At 68.5% G+C, this 18,836-nt stretch carries 7 protein-coding genes and 3 rRNA genes; 3 read left to right on the forward strand and 7 right to left on the reverse strand.

The window, feature by feature from the left end; all coding sequences use genetic code 11:
- Nucleotides 1-25: 25 nt before the first annotated feature.
- The 4 genes from rrf to Q3Y56_RS15835 form a co-directional block, all read right to left on the reverse strand.
- Nucleotides 26-142: ribosomal RNA gene (gene rrf / locus Q3Y56_RS15820) — 5S ribosomal RNA — on the reverse strand.
- 87 nt (nt 143-229) lie between these two features.
- Nucleotides 230-3,353: ribosomal RNA gene (locus Q3Y56_RS15825) — 23S ribosomal RNA — on the reverse strand.
- Nucleotides 3,354-3,635: 282 nt separating this feature from the next.
- Nucleotides 3,636-5,164: ribosomal RNA gene (locus Q3Y56_RS15830) — 16S ribosomal RNA — on the reverse strand.
- The 16S, 23S and 5S rRNA genes sit together here, the layout of an rRNA operon.
- 635 nt (nt 5,165-5,799) lie before the next feature.
- Complete coding sequence (locus tag Q3Y56_RS15835) at nt 5,800-6,360, reverse strand: MarR family winged helix-turn-helix transcriptional regulator (protein WP_304462573.1); 561 nt, start codon at nt 6,358-6,360, stop codon at nt 5,800-5,802.
- Nucleotides 6,361-6,503: 143 nt separating this feature from the next.
- Here Q3Y56_RS15835 and Q3Y56_RS15840 point away from each other — a divergent pair, with 143 nt between their 5' ends.
- Nucleotides 6,504-7,805, forward strand: coding sequence for an MFS transporter (locus Q3Y56_RS15840; protein ID WP_304465635.1), 1,302 nt, complete (start codon nt 6,504-6,506; stop codon nt 7,803-7,805).
- Between the two features lie 50 nt (nt 7,806-7,855).
- On the opposite strand, the gene Q3Y56_RS15845 is transcribed toward Q3Y56_RS15840, so the two are convergent.
- Nucleotides 7,856-9,895, reverse strand: coding sequence for an ATP-binding SpoIIE family protein phosphatase (locus Q3Y56_RS15845; RefSeq protein WP_304462574.1), 2,040 nt, complete (start codon nt 9,893-9,895; stop codon nt 7,856-7,858).
- 387 nt (nt 9,896-10,282) lie between these two features.
- Nucleotides 10,283-11,578: an NAD(P)/FAD-dependent oxidoreductase gene (locus Q3Y56_RS15850; protein WP_304465636.1), complete on the reverse strand. Its 1,296-nt coding sequence runs from the start codon at nt 11,576-11,578 to the stop codon at nt 10,283-10,285.
- A gap of 371 nt (nt 11,579-11,949) precedes the next feature.
- Between Q3Y56_RS15850 and Q3Y56_RS15855 the strand changes: the two genes are divergently transcribed.
- Both Q3Y56_RS15855 and Q3Y56_RS15860 read left to right on the forward strand, forming a co-directional pair.
- Nucleotides 11,950-12,666, forward strand: a complete 717-nt coding sequence (locus tag Q3Y56_RS15855; protein WP_304462575.1) for a TetR/AcrR family transcriptional regulator — start codon at nt 11,950-11,952, stop codon at nt 12,664-12,666.
- A 575-nt stretch (nt 12,667-13,241) separates the two neighbouring features.
- Nucleotides 13,242-15,143: a sigma-70 family RNA polymerase sigma factor gene (locus tag Q3Y56_RS15860; protein ID WP_304462576.1), complete on the forward strand. Its 1,902-nt coding sequence runs from the start codon at nt 13,242-13,244 to the stop codon at nt 15,141-15,143.
- Between the two features lie 4 nt (nt 15,144-15,147).
- Here Q3Y56_RS15860 and Q3Y56_RS15865 read toward each other — a convergent pair whose 3' ends face one another.
- On the reverse strand, nt 15,148-18,687 hold the full coding sequence (locus Q3Y56_RS15865; RefSeq protein WP_304462577.1) for a BTAD domain-containing putative transcriptional regulator: 3,540 nt from the start codon (nt 18,685-18,687) through the stop codon (nt 15,148-15,150).
- Between the last annotated feature and the right edge of the window lie 149 nt (nt 18,688-18,836).

The following is an 18,836-nucleotide window of genomic DNA, read 5'->3' on the forward strand; positions in this document are numbered from 1 at the left end:
AGAGACACGGCGTTTCTCACAATTTGTTCGGCGGCGTCCTACTCTCCCACAGGGTCCCCCCTGCAGTACCATCGGCGCTGAAAGGCTTAGCTTCCGGGTTCGGAATGTAACCGGGCGTTTCCCTAACGCAATAACCACCGAAACACTATGAAGATGACACAACCGGAACCCACACAGGGGCTCAAAACGGTTCGCAACTTCAGAACCAACACAGTGGACGCGAGCAACTGAGGACAAGCCCTCGGCCTATTAGTACCAGTCAACTCCACCGGTTACCCGGCTTCCATATCTGGCCTATCAACCCAGTCGTCTACTGGGAGCCTTACCCTCTCAAGGAGGTGGGAATACTCATCTCGAAGCAGGCTTCCCGCTTAGATGCTTTCAGCGGTTATCCCTCCCGAACGTAGCCAACCAGCCATGCCCTTGGCAGAACAACTGGCACACCAGAGGTTCGTCCGTCCCGGTCCTCTCGTACTAGGGACAGCCCTTCTCAATATTCCTACGCGCACAGCGGATAGGGACCGAACTGTCTCACGACGTTCTAAACCCAGCTCGCGTACCGCTTTAATGGGCGAACAGCCCAACCCTTGGGACCGACTCCAGCCCCAGGATGCGACGAGCCGACATCGAGGTGCCAAACCATCCCGTCGATATGGACTCTTGGGGAAGATCAGCCTGTTATCCCCGGGGTACCTTTTATCCGTTGAGCGACGGCGCTTCCACAAGCCACCGCCGGATCACTAGTCCCGACTTTCGTCCCTGCTCGACCCGTCGGTCTCACAGTCAAGCTCCCTTGTGCACTTACACTCAACACCTGATTGCCAACCAGGCTGAGGGAACCTTTGGGCGCCTCCGTTACCCTTTAGGAGGCAACCGCCCCAGTTAAACTACCCACCAGACACTGTCCCTGATCCGGATCACGGACCCAGGTTAGACATCCAGCACGACCAGAGTGGTATTTCAACGACGACTCCACACACACTGGCGTGCATGCTTCACAGTCTCCCACCTATCCTACACAAGCCGAACCGAACACCAATATCAAGCTATAGTAAAGGTCCCGGGGTCTTTCCGTCCTGCTGCGCGAAACGAGCATCTTTACTCGTAATGCAATTTCACCGGGCCTATGGTTGAGACAGTCGAGAAGTCGTTACGCCATTCGTGCAGGTCGGAACTTACCCGACAAGGAATTTCGCTACCTTAGGATGGTTATAGTTACCACCGCCGTTTACTGGCGCTTAAGTTCTCAGCTTCGCCCCACCGAAATGGAGCTAACCGGTCCCCTTAACGTTCCAGCACCGGGCAGGCGTCAGTCCGTATACATCGCCTTACGGCTTCGCACGGACCTGTGTTTTTAGTAAACAGTCGCTTCTCGCTGGTCTCTGCGGCCACCCCCAGCTCAGAGTGCAAGACTCATCACCGGAAATGGCCCCCCTTCTCCCGAAGTTACGGGGGCATTTTGCCGAGTTCCTTAACCATAGTTCACCCGAACGCCTCGGTATTCTCTACCTGACCACCTGAGTCGGTTTAGGGTACGGGCCGCCATGAAACTCGCTAGAGGCTTTTCTCGACAGCATAGGATCATCCACTTCACCACAATCGGCTCGGCATCAGGTCTCACCCTGTGTGAGAGACGGATTTGCCTATCTCTCGGGCTACACCCTTACCCCGGGACAACCACCGCCCGGGCTGGACTACCTTCCTGCGTCACCCCATCACTCACCTACTACAAGTCTGGTCCGTCGGCTCCACCACTCCCCATCACTCCGAAGAGATCAAAGGCGGCTTCACGGACTTAGCATCGCCTGATTCGATGTTTGGCGCTTCAAAGCGGGTACCGGAATATCAACCGGTTGTCCATCGACTACGCCTGTCGGCCTCGCCTTAGGTCCCGACTTACCCTGGGCAGATCAGCTTGACCCAGGAACCCTTAGTCAATCGGCGCAAACGTTTCTCACGTTTGTATCGCTACTCATGCCTGCATTCTCACTCGTGAACCGTCCACAACTACCTTCCGGCGCTGCTTCACCCGGCACACGACGCTCCCCTACCCATCACAGTCCCCGTTGGGGGTATGTACTGCAATGACACGACTTCGGCGGTACGCTTGAGCCCCGCTACATTGTCGGCGCGGAATCACTTGACCAGTGAGCTATTACGCACTCTTTCAAGGGTGGCTGCTTCTAAGCCAACCTCCTGGTTGTCTCTGCGACTCCACATCCTTTCCCACTTAGCGTACGCTTAGGGGCCTTAGTCGATGCTCTGGGCTGTTTCCCTCTCGACCATGGAGCTTATCCCCCACAGTCTCACTGCCGCGCTCTCACTTACCGGCATTCGGAGTTTGGCTAAGGTCAGTAACCCGGTAGGGCCCATCGCCTATCCAGTGCTCTACCTCCGGCAAGAAACACACGACGCTGCACCTAAATGCATTTCGGGGAGAACCAGCTATCACGGAGTTTGATTGGCCTTTCACCCCTAACCACAGGTCATCCCCCAGGTTTTCAACCCTGGTGGGTTCGGTCCTCCACGAAGTCTTACCTCCGCTTCAACCTGCCCATGGCTAGATCACTCCGCTTCGGGTCTTGAGCGCGCTACTAAACCGCCCTATTCGGACTCGCTTTCGCTACGGCTTCCCCACACGGGTTAACCTCGCAACACACCGCAAACTCGCAGGCTCATTCTTCAAAAGGCACGCAGTCACGACGCAAGGACAAGTCCTTGCGCGACGCTCCCACGGCTTGTAGGCACACGGTTTCAGGTACTATTTCACTCCGCTCCCGCGGTACTTTTCACCATTCCCTCACGGTACTATCCGCTATCGGTCACCAGGGAATATTTAGGCTTAGCGGGTGGTCCCGCCAGATTCACACGGGATTTCTCGGGCCCCGTGCTACTTGGGTGATTCTCAAACGAGCCGTACAGATTTCAGCTACGGGGGTCTTACCCTCTACGCCGGGCCTTTCGCATGCCCTTCGCCTATCCATACGGTTTCTGACTCGCCGACCGGCCGGCAGACCGATCAAGAGAACTCCCACGACCCCGCATGCGCAACCCCTGCCGGGTATCACACACATACGGTTTAGCCTCATCCAGTTTCGCTCGCCACTACTCCCGGAATCACGGTTGTTTTCTCTTCCTGCGGGTACTGAGATGTTTCACTTCCCCGCGTTCCCTCCACACTGCCTATGTGTTCAGCAGCGGGTGACAGCCCATGACGACTGCCGGGTTTCCCCATTCGGACACCCCCGGATCAAAGCTCGGTTGACAGCTCCCCGGGGCCTATCGCGGCCTCCCACGTCCTTCATCGGTTCCTGGTGCCAAGGCATCCACCGTGCGCCCTTAAAAACTTGGCCACAGATGCTCGCGTCCACTGTGCAGTTCTCAAGCAACGACCCGTCCCCCGTCACCCCCACACCAACGTGCAGAGTTCACCGAGGCCGGCATCGCAAAGGGACGAGCAACGCTCGCACCCTCAGACACCCAACAGCGTGCCCGACACCCCCAGCGTTCCGTCCTGTGTTCCACGCCGAAGCAGTACTAACAGTCACAACAACCGAGTGTGCCGAGTAGTCAACGTTCCACCCATGAGCTAACCGTGCGAGACATTCGCTCGCAGTCGGCCATGTGCTCCTTAGAAAGGAGGTGATCCAGCCGCACCTTCCGGTACGGCTACCTTGTTACGACTTCGTCCCAATCGCCAGTCCCACCTTCGACGACTCCCTCCCACAAGGGGTTGGGCCACCGGCTTCGGGTGTTACCGACTTTCGTGACGTGACGGGCGGTGTGTACAAGGCCCGGGAACGTATTCACCGCAGCAATGCTGATCTGCGATTACTAGCGACTCCGACTTCATGGGGTCGAGTTGCAGACCCCAATCCGAACTGAGACCGGCTTTTTGAGATTCGCTCCACCTCACGGTATCGCAGCTCATTGTACCGGCCATTGTAGCACGTGTGCAGCCCAAGACATAAGGGGCATGATGACTTGACGTCGTCCCCACCTTCCTCCGAGTTGACCCCGGCAGTCTCCTGTGAGTCCCCATCACCCCGAAAGGCATGCTGGCAACACAGAACAAGGGTTGCGCTCGTTGCGGGACTTAACCCAACATCTCACGACACGAGCTGACGACAGCCATGCACCACCTGTACACCGACCACAAGGGGGCGACCATCTCTGGCCGTTTCCGGTGTATGTCAAGCCTTGGTAAGGTTCTTCGCGTTGCGTCGAATTAAGCCACATGCTCCGCCGCTTGTGCGGGCCCCCGTCAATTCCTTTGAGTTTTAGCCTTGCGGCCGTACTCCCCAGGCGGGGAACTTAATGCGTTAGCTGCGGCACGGACAACGTGGAATGTCGCCCACACCTAGTTCCCAACGTTTACGGCGTGGACTACCAGGGTATCTAATCCTGTTCGCTCCCCACGCTTTCGCTCCTCAGCGTCAGTATCGGCCCAGAGATCCGCCTTCGCCACCGGTGTTCCTCCTGATATCTGCGCATTTCACCGCTACACCAGGAATTCCGATCTCCCCTACCGAACTCTAGCCTGCCCGTATCGAATGCAGACCCGGGGTTAAGCCCCGGGCTTTCACATCCGACGCAACAAGCCGCCTACGAGCTCTTTACGCCCAATAATTCCGGACAACGCTCGCGCCCTACGTATTACCGCGGCTGCTGGCACGTAGTTAGCCGGCGCTTCTTCTGCAGGTACCGTCACTCTCGCTTCTTCCCTGCTGAAAGAGGTTTACAACCCGAAGGCCGTCATCCCTCACGCGGCGTCGCTGCATCAGGCTTTCGCCCATTGTGCAATATTCCCCACTGCTGCCTCCCGTAGGAGTCTGGGCCGTGTCTCAGTCCCAGTGTGGCCGGTCGCCCTCTCAGGCCGGCTACCCGTCGTCGCCTTGGTAGGCCATCACCCCACCAACAAGCTGATAGGCCGCGGGCTCATCCTGCACCGCCGGAGCTTTCCACCACCATGAGATGCCTCAAGTGGTCGTATCCGGTATTAGACCCCGTTTCCAGGGCTTGTCCCAGAGTGCAGGGCAGATTGCCCACGTGTTACTCACCCGTTCGCCACTAATCCCCCACCGAAGCGGGTTCATCGTTCGACTTGCATGTGTTAAGCACGCCGCCAGCGTTCGTCCTGAGCCAGGATCAAACTCTCCGTGAATGTTTTCCCGTAATCGGGATGCACACTCGCGTTGAGCGGAACCATCGGGAGGAATAATCCCGACGATTCACAGCGTCCTCGCTGTGTTTTGTTTCTTCAAAGGAACCTCGTCCCAGACCATCAGGCCCGGAGACGGGGTATCAACATATCTGGCGTTGACTTTTGGCACGCTGTTGAGTTCTCAAGGAACGGACGCTTCCTTCGGCTTCCCTCTCGGGCTTCCTCCGGGCGCTTCCCTTCGGTCTTGCGTTTCCAACCTTACCAGATCCGTTTCGCGTTTCCGCTCTTCGTTTCCGGCCCCCTGTTTGGAGCGGGGCGGCCTTCCTGCTTTCGCTTTCCGGCCTTTCCGACTCTATCAGACCCTTGTTCGTTCCGTTCCCGGCCCGAATTCGTTTCCGATTCCCCGTCGGAGGGGGTTGCGCCTTCCGGCGTGTTCACTACTTTAGCGGGTTTTCCTGGCGACTCATAATCAAGTCATTCGGTCCGAATTTCGGCATGCCGAAATTGATCCCGATCAGGGGCCGTGCAGTAGTGGTTTGCCGCCGGTCGCGGCGCGAGTGGCTGCCGAAGAACCGTTACGGCTCCGTGGCAACTCGGAGAACACTACGGATCCGTTCGACCCGTGTCAACCTCGGTCAGCCGAGGTCGTTGAGGCGGCCACCGGCGTCCGGCTGGGTCTCCTCCACCCGGCGCAGCACGCGCGTCAGCACCTGGCCCAACATCCCGCGCTCCGTGGGGGAGAGGTCCTGGAGGAGCTCCTCCTCGAAGACGGTCGCCATCCGCATCGCCTCGAGCCACTTCTCCCGGCCCTCGTGGGTCAGCTCCACGATGACGCGCACCCTGTTGTGCTCGTCGCGCTCGCGCGTGACCAGTCCGTCGCTCGCCATCCGGTCGATCCGGTGGGTCATCGCCGCCGGCGTGAGCCCGAGCCGCTTGGCGAGTTCGCCCGGGCCCAGGCGGTACGGGGCGCCGGCGAGGACCAGAGCCTTGAGGACCTCCCACTCGGCGTTGCTGATGCCGAGGGTCGCGGTCTGGCGTCCGTACGCCACGTTCATCCGGCGGTTGAGCCGCTGGAGGGCGGAGACGACCTGTTCGACCTGGGGGTCGAGGTCCTGGAACTCGCGCTGGTAGGCCGCGATCTGTTCCTCAAGGCTCGGCTCGGCCGGCGTGGGGGCCGGCTCGGGGGTGTCGGGCATGCCGCGAAGTATGGCACGTAACTCATTGGCGTTGAAGTCCTTCGCCATGTAGTCTTTAGCTTCGAACTTTAGGGTTGAAGTCTTCAGACTTCGACTGTCCGTCCTCTTCTTCTTCGAGCTTGCTTCGACCTAGGTAGGTGAGTGTGACCACCGCGATGGGCGCCGCGCTGCGCCGGATCCAGCTGGGCAACGCGCTGAGCGCGTTCGGCAACGGCTTCACGGTTCCGTTCCTGTTCATCTATGTGGCACAGGTGCGGGATCTTGGTTCGGGCACCGCGGGTGTGGTGCTCGCGACGCTCGCCGTGGCCGCGCTCGTCGTGCTGCCCTTCACCGGTCGCGTGATCGACCGGCGGGGGCCGCTGCCCATCGTCCTCGCGGGTTCCGTCGCGGCCGCCGTGGGCTCCCTCGGGCTCGGGCTGGCGCAGAGCGAACCGCTGGTCATCGCGGCGGCCGGAGTGCTAGGCGCTGGTATAGCGGTGGTGCAGCCCGCGCTGGCCACCATGATCGTCTGGTGTTCGACGACGCAGACGCGGTCGCGGGCCTTCGCGATGCAGTTCTTCCTCAGCAACCTGGGGCTCGGCATAGGCGGCCTCTGCGCCGGGCTGCTGGTCGACACCTCGCACCCGTCGAGCTTCGTCCGGCTCTTCGCGATCGAGTCCGTGATGTTCCTGGTGCTGGGTGCTGCGGTCGCCACCGTACGGCTGCCCAAAGCGCCGAAGGTCGAGGACGCGGTGCCGACCGGGGAACGTGCCGCGTCGGGTTCCCGAGCGCTGCTCGCGGACCGGGCGATGGTGCAGTTGTGCGTGCTGGGCTTCGTGATGTTCTTCGCCTGCTACGGACAGTTCGAGTCCGGCCTGTCCGCGTTCGCTGTCGAGGTCGCCCGGATATCGCCGGCGACGCTCGGTATCGCGCTGGCCGCGAACACGATGGCCATCGTCCTCGCCCAGTTCGTGGTGCTGAAACTGGTCGAGGGGCGGCGGCGGAGCCGGGTCATCGCGCTGGTCGGGCTGATATGGACGGTGGCCTGGCTGGCCGCCGCAGCCTCGGGGCTGGTGCACGGCAGCCACGCCATCGCGACCGCCGCGATCATTTCCACGTACGCGATGTTCGGAATCGGCGAGGCGATGCTGTCGCCCACGATCGCGCCGCTGGTGGCCGATCTCGCTCCGGCCTCCCGTATCGGGCAGTACAACTCGGCGTTCGCCCTGGTGAAGCAGCTGGCACTCGCCGTCGGTCCGGCGGTGGGCGGCGTACTGGCCGGTGCCGGTCTGTACACGCCGTACATCGTGATGCTCGTCGTCTGCTCGCTGGGCATCACCGCGCTCGCCCTCCGGCTCGGCCGTCATCTGACGGCCGCCCAGGACAACCCGCTGCGGGCGGTCCCGGCGCCGCTGCCCGCGCGGCGGACGGCCGCCGACGCGGAGCAGGTGACCGCTGCGGCCTGACGGCTCGCAGTTCCCCGTCGCACCGGGGTAGCGGACCGGCTCCCCTTCGGCTAGCCCGCGGGAAGGGCGAACTCGCACCACACGGCCTTGCCGCCGCCCGGCGTGCGCCGCGAGCCCCACGACGAGGCGATGGTGGCGATGATCGAGATGCCCCGGCCTGCCTCGTCCGCGGGCTCGGCGCGGCGGCGGCGCGGCAGGTGGTCGTCGCCGTCCGTCACCTCGACGATCAGTCGGCGGTCCGTGCGCCGCAGCCGCAGCCGCATGGGCGGGGTGCCGTGTTGGAGGGAGTTGGCGACGAGTTCGCTGGCGGCCAGGACGCCCAGGTCGCGCAGCTCGGTCGGGAAGCGCCAGCTGGCGAGGACGCCGGAGGCGAAGGCACGCGCGCGCGGTGCGGCCTCGACTCCCCCGAGGAGTTCCAGCGCGGCGTTGTGGAACAGCTCGGCGTCGTGCCCCGTGCGTTCCGGGTGCTGCACCACGAGGACGGCCACGTCGTCGTCGTGTTCCTCCGTGATGCCGAGGGCGCGGATGAGGCGGTCGCACATCACCTGGGGCGTGCCGGTCGCACCGGTGAAGGCCCGCTCCAGTTCGGCGACGCCGTCGTCGATGTCCTTGTCGCGCCGCTCCACCAGGCCGTCGGTGTAGAGGACCGCGCTGGAACCGGGGCCGAGCGGCACGGACCCGGAGGTGTGCAGCCAGCCACCGGTCCCCAGGGGTGGCCCGGTGGGTTCGGCGGCCCGCCGGACCGTACCGTCAGGATCGCGGACCAGGATGGGCAGGTGGCCCGCCGAGGCGTACACCAGGCGGCCCTCGTTGGGGTCGTGGACGGCGTAGACGCACGTGGCGATCTGACTGGCGTCGATCTCGGCCGCGAGGCCGTCGAGGAGCTGGAGCACCTCGTGCGGGGGCAGGTCGAGGCGGGCGTAGGCGCGCACGGCGGTGCGCAGCTGGCCCATGACCGCGGCCGCGCGAACGCCGCGGCCCATGACGTCACCGATGACGAGGGCGGTACGGCCCGCGCCGAGGGTGATCACGTCGTACCAGTCGCCGCCCACCGCGGCGTCCTCCCCGCCCGGCCGGTAGGTCGCGGCGATCCGCAGATCGTCCGGCTGCTCCAGCTCTTGGGGCAGGAGGCTGCGCTGAAGGGTGACCGCCGCGTCGCGCTGGCGGCGCTCGCTGGCGCGCAGCCGCTCGGCCGCCTCGACCTGGTCGGTGACGTCGGCTCCGAAGACGAGGACGCCCCGGTGGGTGACAGCGCGCGGTGCGACGGCTTCGGCGTCGGTGCCGCCGTCGGTGCCGGGGCCGCCGTCAGTGCCGGAATCCGTGGCGGTGCCGCTGTCCGCGGCGGACGCCGGCGCCGGCGGTGCCGGGGCCACGGGCGCCGGTGCCGTGACCTCGATCGGCGTGCAGGTGAAGGTGTAGTACCCGTCGCGGTTCCGGCCGCCGGTGCAGACGGTCTCCTGGTTCGGCCCGGCGGGAGCCTGCGCGCCGGCGTCCGCGGTGCCCGTCGGCGCGGTGTCCCGCGGGGACTCGGAGAGGTGCGCGGCCCGCCCTTCCCCGTGGGGGCGGGCACGGTGATTCCCGTCGGAGTGGGCGCCCTGCTGGTGCGCCGCCTCCGTGGCCGCGGCGAAGCCGCCGCTCGGGATCCGGCGGGACTTGACCGTACGCGGTTTGCCGCTGCGCAGCACCTGGTCCATCAGGGGCAGGAGACCCAGCTCGCCGAGCTCGGGGAGCGCCTGCCGGGCCGGGGTGCCGGGTGTGCGGGCGCCGAAGAGGGCCGCGTACGCCTCGTTGACGTACGCGATGCGGTGCTCCGGTCCGTACACGACGGCCACCAGCGCCGGGACCTGCCCGAGGATGTCGTGGACGGTCGTCCCTCCGAGCGTCGGCGCAGGCTGCCCGTGGGCGCCGCCGTCAGCGACCCCGGGCGGTTCCACCGCCGAGCCGGACGCCGACGCCGCCGCGGCCTGGCGCGCGGAGTCGGGGCGCTCGCCCCGAGCCGTCGGCACGGAGCCGCCCGCGGTGCGGTCGGACCGCGCGGCGGCGCGTCGCTGTGTTCCGGGGAGCCGAGCGCTCCAGCGCGTGAAGTTCACTGAGGTTTGCCTCGCGGTGTCGTTTCGGGGCGGCCCGTCGGGGTGGCCGCCCCGCGCCAGCGGCTGCGGTGACGGTCGGCGGCAGTGCTGCGGTCACGTCTGAGGGTGCGGGGGCCGGCCCCAGAGGAATACAGCAAGCGTCCGGATCCTCGCGGTTGTCACTCTTAGCAGGATTGTCACTCTTCGTAGATGCGAGCCCACCCATGGTCACACGCCCAGTGTGACGGACTGGACTGACATCCGTCAGACGTCGGCCACTCGGAGGGAGTTCCCCGCTCCGCCGCGGCGGCCCGAACCTACTCAAACGAGCGTCGTGGGGCTGCCGGAGCCGGTCGGCAGCGGGCGCCCCGGGGGCCGCCGGCGGCCGGGCCGCGGGCGGCGGGGCGCTCAACTCGCCTCGGGGTGGCGCCCCGTCCCCGCCGCGAGTTCGAACTCGGCCCGCGGGTTCTCCAGGGAGCCGAGCGAGACGATCTCACGTTTGAAGAGTCCGGCGAGCGTCCACTCGGCCAGCACCCGCGCCTTGCGGTTGAAGGTCGGCACCCGGCTGAGGTGGTAGACGCGGTGCATGAACCAGGCGGGATAGCCCTTGAACTTCCGGCCGTAGACGTGCGCGACCCCCTTGTGGAGGCCGAGGGAGGCGACGGACCCGGCGTAGCTGTACTTGTACTCCCTCAGCGGCTGCTCACGCAGCGCGGCGAGGATGTTCCCGGCCAGCACCTTGGCCTGGCGGACCGCGTGCTGCGCGTTGGGGGCGCACTCCTTGCCCGGCTCCTGCGCCGTGAGGTCCGGGACGGCGGCGGCGTCCCCGGCGGCCCACGCGTGCTCGACGCCTTCGACGCGCAGCTCGGGGGTGCAGACCAGCCGGCCGCGGCCGTCCCTCGGCAGATCGGTGGCGGCGAGCACGGGGTGCGGCTTGACGCCCGCGGTCCACACCAGGGTGCGGGTGGGGAAGCGGGAGCCGTCGCTCAGCACGGCGATCCGGTCCTCGCACGTCTCCAGGCGGGTTTCGAGGCGTACGTCGATGTTCCGGCCGCGCAGCTCGCGGACCGCGTACCGGCCCATCTCCTCTCCGACCTCGGGGAGGATGCGTCCGGTCGCCTCCACGAGGATCCATTTGAGGTCGTCCGGCGCGATGTTGTGGTAGTAGCGCACGGCGTAGCGGGCCATGTCCTCCAGCTCGGCGAGCGCTTCGACCCCCGCGTATCCGCCACCGACGAAGACGAAGGTGAGCGCGGCGTCGCGGACGTCCGGATCGCGGGTGGAGGAGGCGATGTCGAGCTGCTCCAGCACGTGGTTGCGCAGGCCGATGGCCTCTTCCACGGTCTTGAAGCCGATGCCGTAGTCGGCCAGACCGGGGATCGGGAGGGCGCGGGAGATGGAGCCGGGAGCCAGCACGAGTTCGTCGTAGTGGATCGCGATCGCGCCGGTGCCCTCCTCCTCGGAGGCGAGGGTCTTGATGCTCGCGGTGCGTTTGGCGTGGTCGATCGAGGTGGCCTCGCCGATGACGACCTGGCACTTGGGCAGGACGCGGCGCAGCGGTACGACGACGTGCCGCGGTGAGATGGATCCGGCAGCCGCCTCGGGCAGGAACGGCTGGTAGGTCATGTACGGCTCGGGGTCGACCACGATGACCTGTGCCTCGCCGCGCTTCAGCTGCCGCTGAAGGCGCAGCGCGGTGTACATCCCGACGTAGCCACCGCCGACAACGAGAATGCGCGCAGGTTCCTTCACCCTCCCATGACGCACCTGTGACCGGAGTTTGTCCACAGGCCCGACGAATTGTGTGACCGGAGGCGGTCGCGGGCCGGCGGACCGGTCGTCGGCGGTATGTGGCGAATGCGTGCAGGTCAGCGCCGGGAACCGGGCCGACGGACGAGGGCGCAAAGCGGAGAGATCGGGCTCGTACTCCGATCGGGGGGCGGGATGTGCCGAACTACCCCCTTCTTTCTTGACCTGGGCTCAACTATGTTCGTACTTGGTCGGGGTTGAGACTGCCCGACCAGTCAGGGCGGGGAGTCTCCGGGGGGAGACGCGTCATTACCGGGGGAACACATATGCATATCCAGGGTTCTCATTGGGCCGCTGCTGTCGCTTCGGCGGACGGGACCGGCGGTCGTCATGCTCCGCTGCGCGTGGACGCGCAGCGCAATCTCGAGCACGTTCTACGCGCGGCGCGCGAGGTCTTCGGCGAGCTGGGCTACGGCGCGCCGATGGAGGACGTGGCACGGCGGGCGCGGGTCGGTGTCGGCACCGTGTACCGGCGCTTCCCCAGCAAGGACGTGCTGGTGCGGCGCATAGCCGACGAGGAGACGGCCCGGCTGACCGACCAGGCGCGGGCCGCGCTGGGGCAGGAGGACGAGCCGTGGTCGGCGCTGTCCCGCTTCCTGCGTACGTCCGTGGCGTCCGGTGCCGGGCGGCTGCTGCCGCCGCAGGTGCTGCGGGTCGGCGTCGAGGTGGAGGCGGAGGAGCCCGCTCGGGTGCCGCACCAGCGGCAGCCGGGTTCGAACCAGCCGGAGCTGCGGCTGGTCGAGCAGCGTCCGGCGCCGCGCCAGGAGCGCGACGACGCGGGCGTGGCGGCGCTGCTGGAGGTCGTCGGGCAGCTCGTCGAGCGGGCGAGGGCAGCGGGTGAGCTGCGGGCGGATGTGACGGTCGCGGACGTGCTGCTGGTGATAGCGACGGCGGCGCCTTCGCTCCCGGACGCGGCGCAGCAGGCGGCGGCATCGGCACGGCTGCTGGACATCCTGCTGGACGGGCTACGGTCGCGCCCGTAGGACTGATCGGCTGCTCTCGGCGGAGCTGGTCGGCTGTTGTCGGCGGAGACGGTCGGCTGCTCCCGGCGGAGTTGGCCGGTTGTTCTCGGCAGAGACGGTCGGCCGCCGACTGCGACTCGGCCGGCTCCGTCACCCCCGGCCTGCCTCTGCCTCGTGGACAGGCCGCGGGCAGGCAGGTCTCCGATGGCCGACCTTTCGCCCGTATGGGTGAACGGTAGCGTCGCCGTACGGCAACCCCGCCCCGGAAGAGTGGTTGCGGGTTGTACGGGGTGGCGCCGTGGGGCGGCTGTGGCACTCTTACCCGGTGTTCGAGTGCGTCGGTCGGGTCGGGGGCTTCCGCTATGGGTGGTGTTGACGGGCGAGGAGAGCCGCGCGACCGCAACGAGCGGGACACGGGCGGGCAGGGGACCGAGGCAGCGGAGACGTCCGGGGCCGGAACGAGCGGCGCCGGAACGGGCGGAGCGGACGAGGCCCGGCCCGTCGGCACCGGGGCTCCTGGTGGGGGTGAAGCCGGCAGAGGCGCCCCCTCGCCTCAGGTGCCGGCGCAAGGGGGCCGGCACCGCCGCGTCAAGGGCATGTCCCGGCCGAACCCGAGCGTGCCATCGCAGCGCGACCGCGCCGGCGGGGCCACCGGTGCGGCCGGCGAGGCGGAGGGCGGGACGGCACCGTCGGACGCCGACCTGGTCACGCGGCTGCGCGACGGTGACGACACCGCGTACGAGGAGTTGTACCGCCGTCATGCCGGCTCGGTGCGGCGGTACGCCCGTAGCTGCTGCCGGGACGCCGACACCGCGGACGACCTCACCGCCGAGGTGTTCGCACGGACGCTGCAGGCGGTACGGGGCGGGGCGGGCCCGGATTCGGCGGTCCGCGCCTACCTGCTCACCACCGTGCGACGGGTTGCGGCGACGTGGGGCAGGACGGCCAAGCGGGAGCAGCTCGTCGAGGATTTCGCCGCGTTCGCGTCCGACGCGGCACGGCCCGCGGCCGAGGCCCGCACGCATGACCAGGGCGCGGACGTCAAGGCGATGCACGCCGCCGAGCGGACCCTGGCCGTCAAGGCGTTCCGCAGCCTGCCGGAGCACTACCAGGCGGTGCTGTGGCACACCACGGTCGAGGAGGAGTCGCCGCGTGAGGTGGCACCACTGCTCGGTCTGTCGGACAACGCCACGGCGGTGCTGGCGCACCGGGCCCGGGAGAAGCTCAAGCAGGCGTACCTCCAGGCCCATGTGAGCACCGCCCTGACCGAGGGCGGGGACTGCGCGCGGTACGCCGACCGGCTGGGCGCGTACGCACGCGGCGGTCTGCGGACGCGGGCGGAACTCGGACTGCGCAAGCACCTGGAGAACTGCCCGAAGTGCCGTATGGCGGCCCTGGAGGTCGCCGACGTGAACGCGCGGCTGCGCGCCGTGCTGCCGCTCGCGGTCATCGGCTGGTTCGCGGGCGGCTACGTGCTCAAGGCGGCGGCAGGTGCCGCCGCGGGCGCGGCCGGAGCAGGGGCCGCGGCGGCGGGTCTGAGCGCGGGGGCGACCGCCACGGCGGGCGGCGCTGGAGCTGGAGCTGGAGCTGGAGCTGGAGCTGGAGGCGGAACGAGCGCTGCGGGCGCGGGGGCCGCGGCGGAAGGTCTGGCGGCCCCGGTGAAGGTGGGTATCGCGGCGGGCGTCATCGTCACGGCCGCCGCCACCGCGCTGGCCCTCACCACCGGTGGCGGCGGGCAGCCGAAGCAGGTCGCCGCCAAGCCGTCGGCGTCACCCGCCGTTCCGGCGAAGCCGACGCCGGAGTCCAGCCCGCCGTCGGAGGCGAAGGCCACGCCTGTGCCCGCGGAGGCGAAGCCCAAGCCGCGGACCTCCCCTCCCGCCGCGAAGCCGAGCCCGACCGCGCCCCGGCCGACGCCCACCACGCCCGCGCCGAAGCCCACCACGGCCGCCCCGCGCCCGACTCCCACCCCCACCCCGCCGAAACCGACGTCGAAACCGACGTCGAAGCCGACACCGCAGCCGACGCCGACGTCGCCCCGGCCCACGTCCACTCCCCCGCAGGCCCCGACGGCGTACCAGCTCAACCGCCTGGAGTTCGGCGGTGCGGGCGATGGCACGGAGCCGGAGCTGCGGCAGGGCGAGAGCAGCTGGCTGTGGCAGCGCTGGGGGCTGTCCACAGGCGGCACCCCTTACCCCCACGGTGTGACCGTGCGGGAACCGTCGTCGTTGACGATCGACCTCAACCGCTCCTGTGTCTCCTACAGCGCGTACGTCGGCATCGACGACCTGATGCTGGGGTTCGGCGCCGCGCGCTTCTCCGTCTACGCGGACGGGGTGCGGCTGTGGCGCTCCCCGGTGATCCACGGCGGCGACCCGGCCGTGCCCGTCCAGGTGCCGCTGTCCGGGCGAAAGACGCTCCGGCTGGTGGTCGAACGACACGGTTCGCTGAGCAAGGTGGCTCTGGCGGACTGGGCGCAGTCCGTCATCAATTGCACATAAGCCATCAATCGGCAGTGACCGAAGGGGGCGGCGGAGGCGTGGCGATCGAGTCCAGCAGCGCGACGCACTCGTCGGCGGTCAGTCGCGTGCCCTCGGCGCGCAGTTCCTCGAACGCGCCCTCGCCCAGCGCCTCGCACGCGGCCTTCGCCACGTCCGTGACGTGCTCCTCCAGCGACGGCGTGCGCGGCTGTCCCGCGCGCCATGCCCCGGCCGCGCCCAGCAGCCGGGCGGCCGGGGCGTGGCGCGCGAGCTGGAGGAGGATGTAGGCCGCGGTCTCCGCCTGCAGGGCCAGCAGCCCCTCCGTACTGTGCGACTCGATGCCCGTGCGCAACGCGTCACGGATCTTGCGCAGGCCGCCCGGCGCGTCCCCGCTGTCCGCCGTGATCCGGGCGTCGATGCCGCCGAGCACCGTCCAGAACTGCGGTGGCGGGGTGGCGGCTCTCGCCGCCTCCCGCAGCGCCTCGTCGCACCGTGCCCGCGCGGCGTCGAGGTCGCCGCCGCGCAGTGCGATCGACGCGCGCAGCATGCGGTTGAAGGCCTGTGCGTCCCGCGCGCCGTGGCGCTCGGCTTCGGCCTCGGACTCGTCCAGCAGCCGCACCGCCTCCGGCAGATCGCCGCATTGGAAGGCGAGGTCGGCGAGCCGTGTGATGAGGAACGGGGTCTCGGTGTGGGCGCCGATCTCGCGCGCGAGCCGCAGTGCCTCCTCGTGCGACGCCCGAGCGTCGGCGTAACGGCCGTGCGCCATGGCCATCTCGCCGTTGGCCTCCTCCACCTGCGCGAGTATCCAGCGGTCTCCGACGCGTCGGCTCAGCTCGCGCAGTTCCGGCCAGCCGCGCTCGGCGCGGGCCATGCCGCCGGGCAGGTCGATCTCCAGGTGCGTACGCAGCATCAGCAGGGCGCCGAGCGCCCATTCGTCGCCGTACCGACGGCAGTTGGCGACCGCCTCGTCCAGCATGGGCACCACGCTCGTGTGCCCGTCGATGAGGTATCCGCAGAACGGCCACAGAAGGCCGGGGAAGCGGGCACCGCGCGGGCCGGAGTGACCGGCGTAGGCGGCCCGTATGGCGCGTGCGGCGGCCATGGTTTCGGGGCTCCGCAGCTCCTGTTCGGAACGCTGCTCGGCGATCAGGAAGTAGCGGAGGAGGCGGAGGTCGACCACATCCTCGTGGCGGGAGGAGGGGACGGGATCCGAGACCGGAGCGATGAGCGTCAGCGCTCGCGCCGCCCACGAAGCCCCCTCGTCACGGTAATTGCGCAGCCACCAGAACCACCCCATGTCGAAGACGAGGGCGATCGCGCTGTCCTCGTCCCGGCACTCGATGGCACGGTGCAGCGCCGCGCGGATGTTGTCCAGGTCGGCCTCGACGCGGCGCAGCCACGGAAGCTGCTCCGCCGAGCGCACCAGCGGATCGGCGGTGTGGGCGAACGCCCTGAAGTGCGCGGTGTGGCGGCGGAGCGCGGCGGCGTGGTCCCGGCGGGTGGCCGGGGTCTCGGCGGCACGCTCGTTGACGTACTCATGAATGGTTTCCAGCATGCGGAAACGGACTTCATCATCTCGCCCTTGGGGATGGTCGACCACGAGCAGGGACTTGTCGGCCAGCGCACCGAGCAGATCGAGGACATCCCCCTGCCCGATGCGTACGGACGGCTCCGGCGCGTCGGCGCACCCGTGCCGGACCGGGTCGGCGCCCCCTTGCTGTGCCGCGTCGAGGCGCTCCTGCTGTGCCGCGTCGAGGCGCTCCTGCCGCACCGGATCCGCGCACACCGACTCCGCCGCGTCCAGGGTCCAGCCGCCCGCGAACACCGACGCGCGCCGCAGCAGCGCGCGTTCGCGGTCGTCGAGCAGGTCCCAGGACCAGTCCACGACGGCGCGCAGCGTCTGTTGCCGCGGCAGTACGGTCCTGCTGCCGGTGGTCAGCAGCCGGAAGCGGTCGTCCAGACGGCCCGCGATCTGCCGTGGGGTGAGCAGCCGGAGGCGTGCCGCGGCGAGTTCGATGGCCAGCGGCAGGCCGTCGAGGCGGCGGCAGATCTCGGCGACCGCGGCTTCGGTCGCCGGGTCCCGCGCCGGGTCGAACCCGGGGCGTACGGCAGCGGCGCGCTCGGCGAACAGCTGGTGCGCGGGGGCCGGAAGCAGCGGTTCCACCGGGCGTACGGTCTCGCCGGGCACCCCGAGCGGCTCACGGCTGGTGGCGAGGATGGTGACCCCCGGGCAGGCCGCGAGCAGCGCCTCGGCCAACTGGGCGGCGGCATCGATGACGTGCTCGCAGTTGTCGAGGAGGAGCAGCAGGCGGCGAGGGCCGCAGTACTCAATGAGCCGCGCGGTCGGGTCCGCGGCATCCGCGCCGCTCGTACGGCCTTCGAGCCCCGAGCCGAGAAGGGCCGTCTCACGGCGGCCGAGCGCGCTGAGCACGGTGCCGGGGACGGCGCGCGGATCGTCGAGCGGGGCGAGCTCGGCGGCCCAGACCCCGTCGCGGTGGGCGGCGCCGAGGGTCGCGGCGGTCTCCTCGGAGAGCCGGGTCTTGCCGGAACCACCGGGTCCGGTCAGCGTGACGAGGCGGGCGGAGCTCAGGTCGTCGCGGAGCGCGTCGATCTCGGCCTGGCGGCCGACGAAGCTGGTGAGGCGGGCGCGCAGGTTGCCACGAGCCGGGCGGGCGGCGGAGGCGGGGCCGGGGCGGGCGGCAGAGCCGGGGCTGAGGCGGGCAGCGGAGGCGGGTCCCGGACGGGCGGTGGCGGTGTGCCCTGGAGCCGCGGTGCGGTCCGTGGCCGTAGCCGCGTTCGTGACCGCAGCCGCGTCCGTGGCCGTAGCCGTCCGCGGCCCGCCGCCGTCCAGCAGCAGGCGGTAGAGCCGCTGAAGCTCCGGTCCCGGCTCCGTACCGAGCCTGTCCGCGAGTCCGCGGCGCACGTCCTCGTACGCCGCGAGCGCGTCCGCCGACCGCCCGATCGCACGCAGCGCCTGGATCAGCTGGGCGTGGAACGTTTCGTCAAGCGGGTGGTCGGCGACCAACTCGCGGAGTTCCGGAACCAGGGCGACGGCCTGCCCGCGCGCCAGATCGGCCGCCACCCGCTGGTGCAGGGCGGTCAGCCGCAGCGCCTCGGGCCTTGCGGCCGCCGCCTCCCGGTCCGGCAGGTCGGCGAGCGCCGGTCCACGCCAGAGCCCGAGCGCCGTACGGAGCGTGGCGGCCGCCGTCTCCGGGTCCCCGGCGTCGAGGGCGCGTCCGCCGACGTCCACCAGGCGCTCGAAACGCAGCAGGTCGATGTCGTCGGGGGTGGCGTCGAGGCGGTAGCCGCCGGGTGCGGAGAGCACCGCGTCCCGCCCGAGGGCGCGCCGTAGCCGGCCGACGAGCGCCTGGAGCGCGGCCAGGGCGTCGTGCGGTGGTTCGTCGCCCCAGACCTCGTCGATCAGGACGTCGACGGGGGTCGGGGTGGCGCGTGCGGCGCGCAGCGCGAGCGCGGCGAGAAGCGCGCGGAGCCGGGCTCCGCCGACGGGGAGCGGCTGCCCGTCGGCGGCACGCGCTTCGGTGGGGCCGAGTATCAGATACCGCACGGGAACATGGTCCTTGGGGAAGGGGACGGGGACAGGGAGGGGACGGGGACGGGGAGGGGACGGGGACGGGGAGCAGGCTTCCATGCGCCTGCCGCAACGCGCCTGCTTCGAAGCGCCGCTTCAACGCGCTTCTTTTAAAGAGCCTGCTG

Origin of the sequence: Streptomyces sp. XD-27 (assembly GCF_030553055.1) — a bacterium.
Taxonomy (GTDB): Bacteria; Actinomycetota; Actinomycetes; order Streptomycetales; family Streptomycetaceae; genus Streptomyces.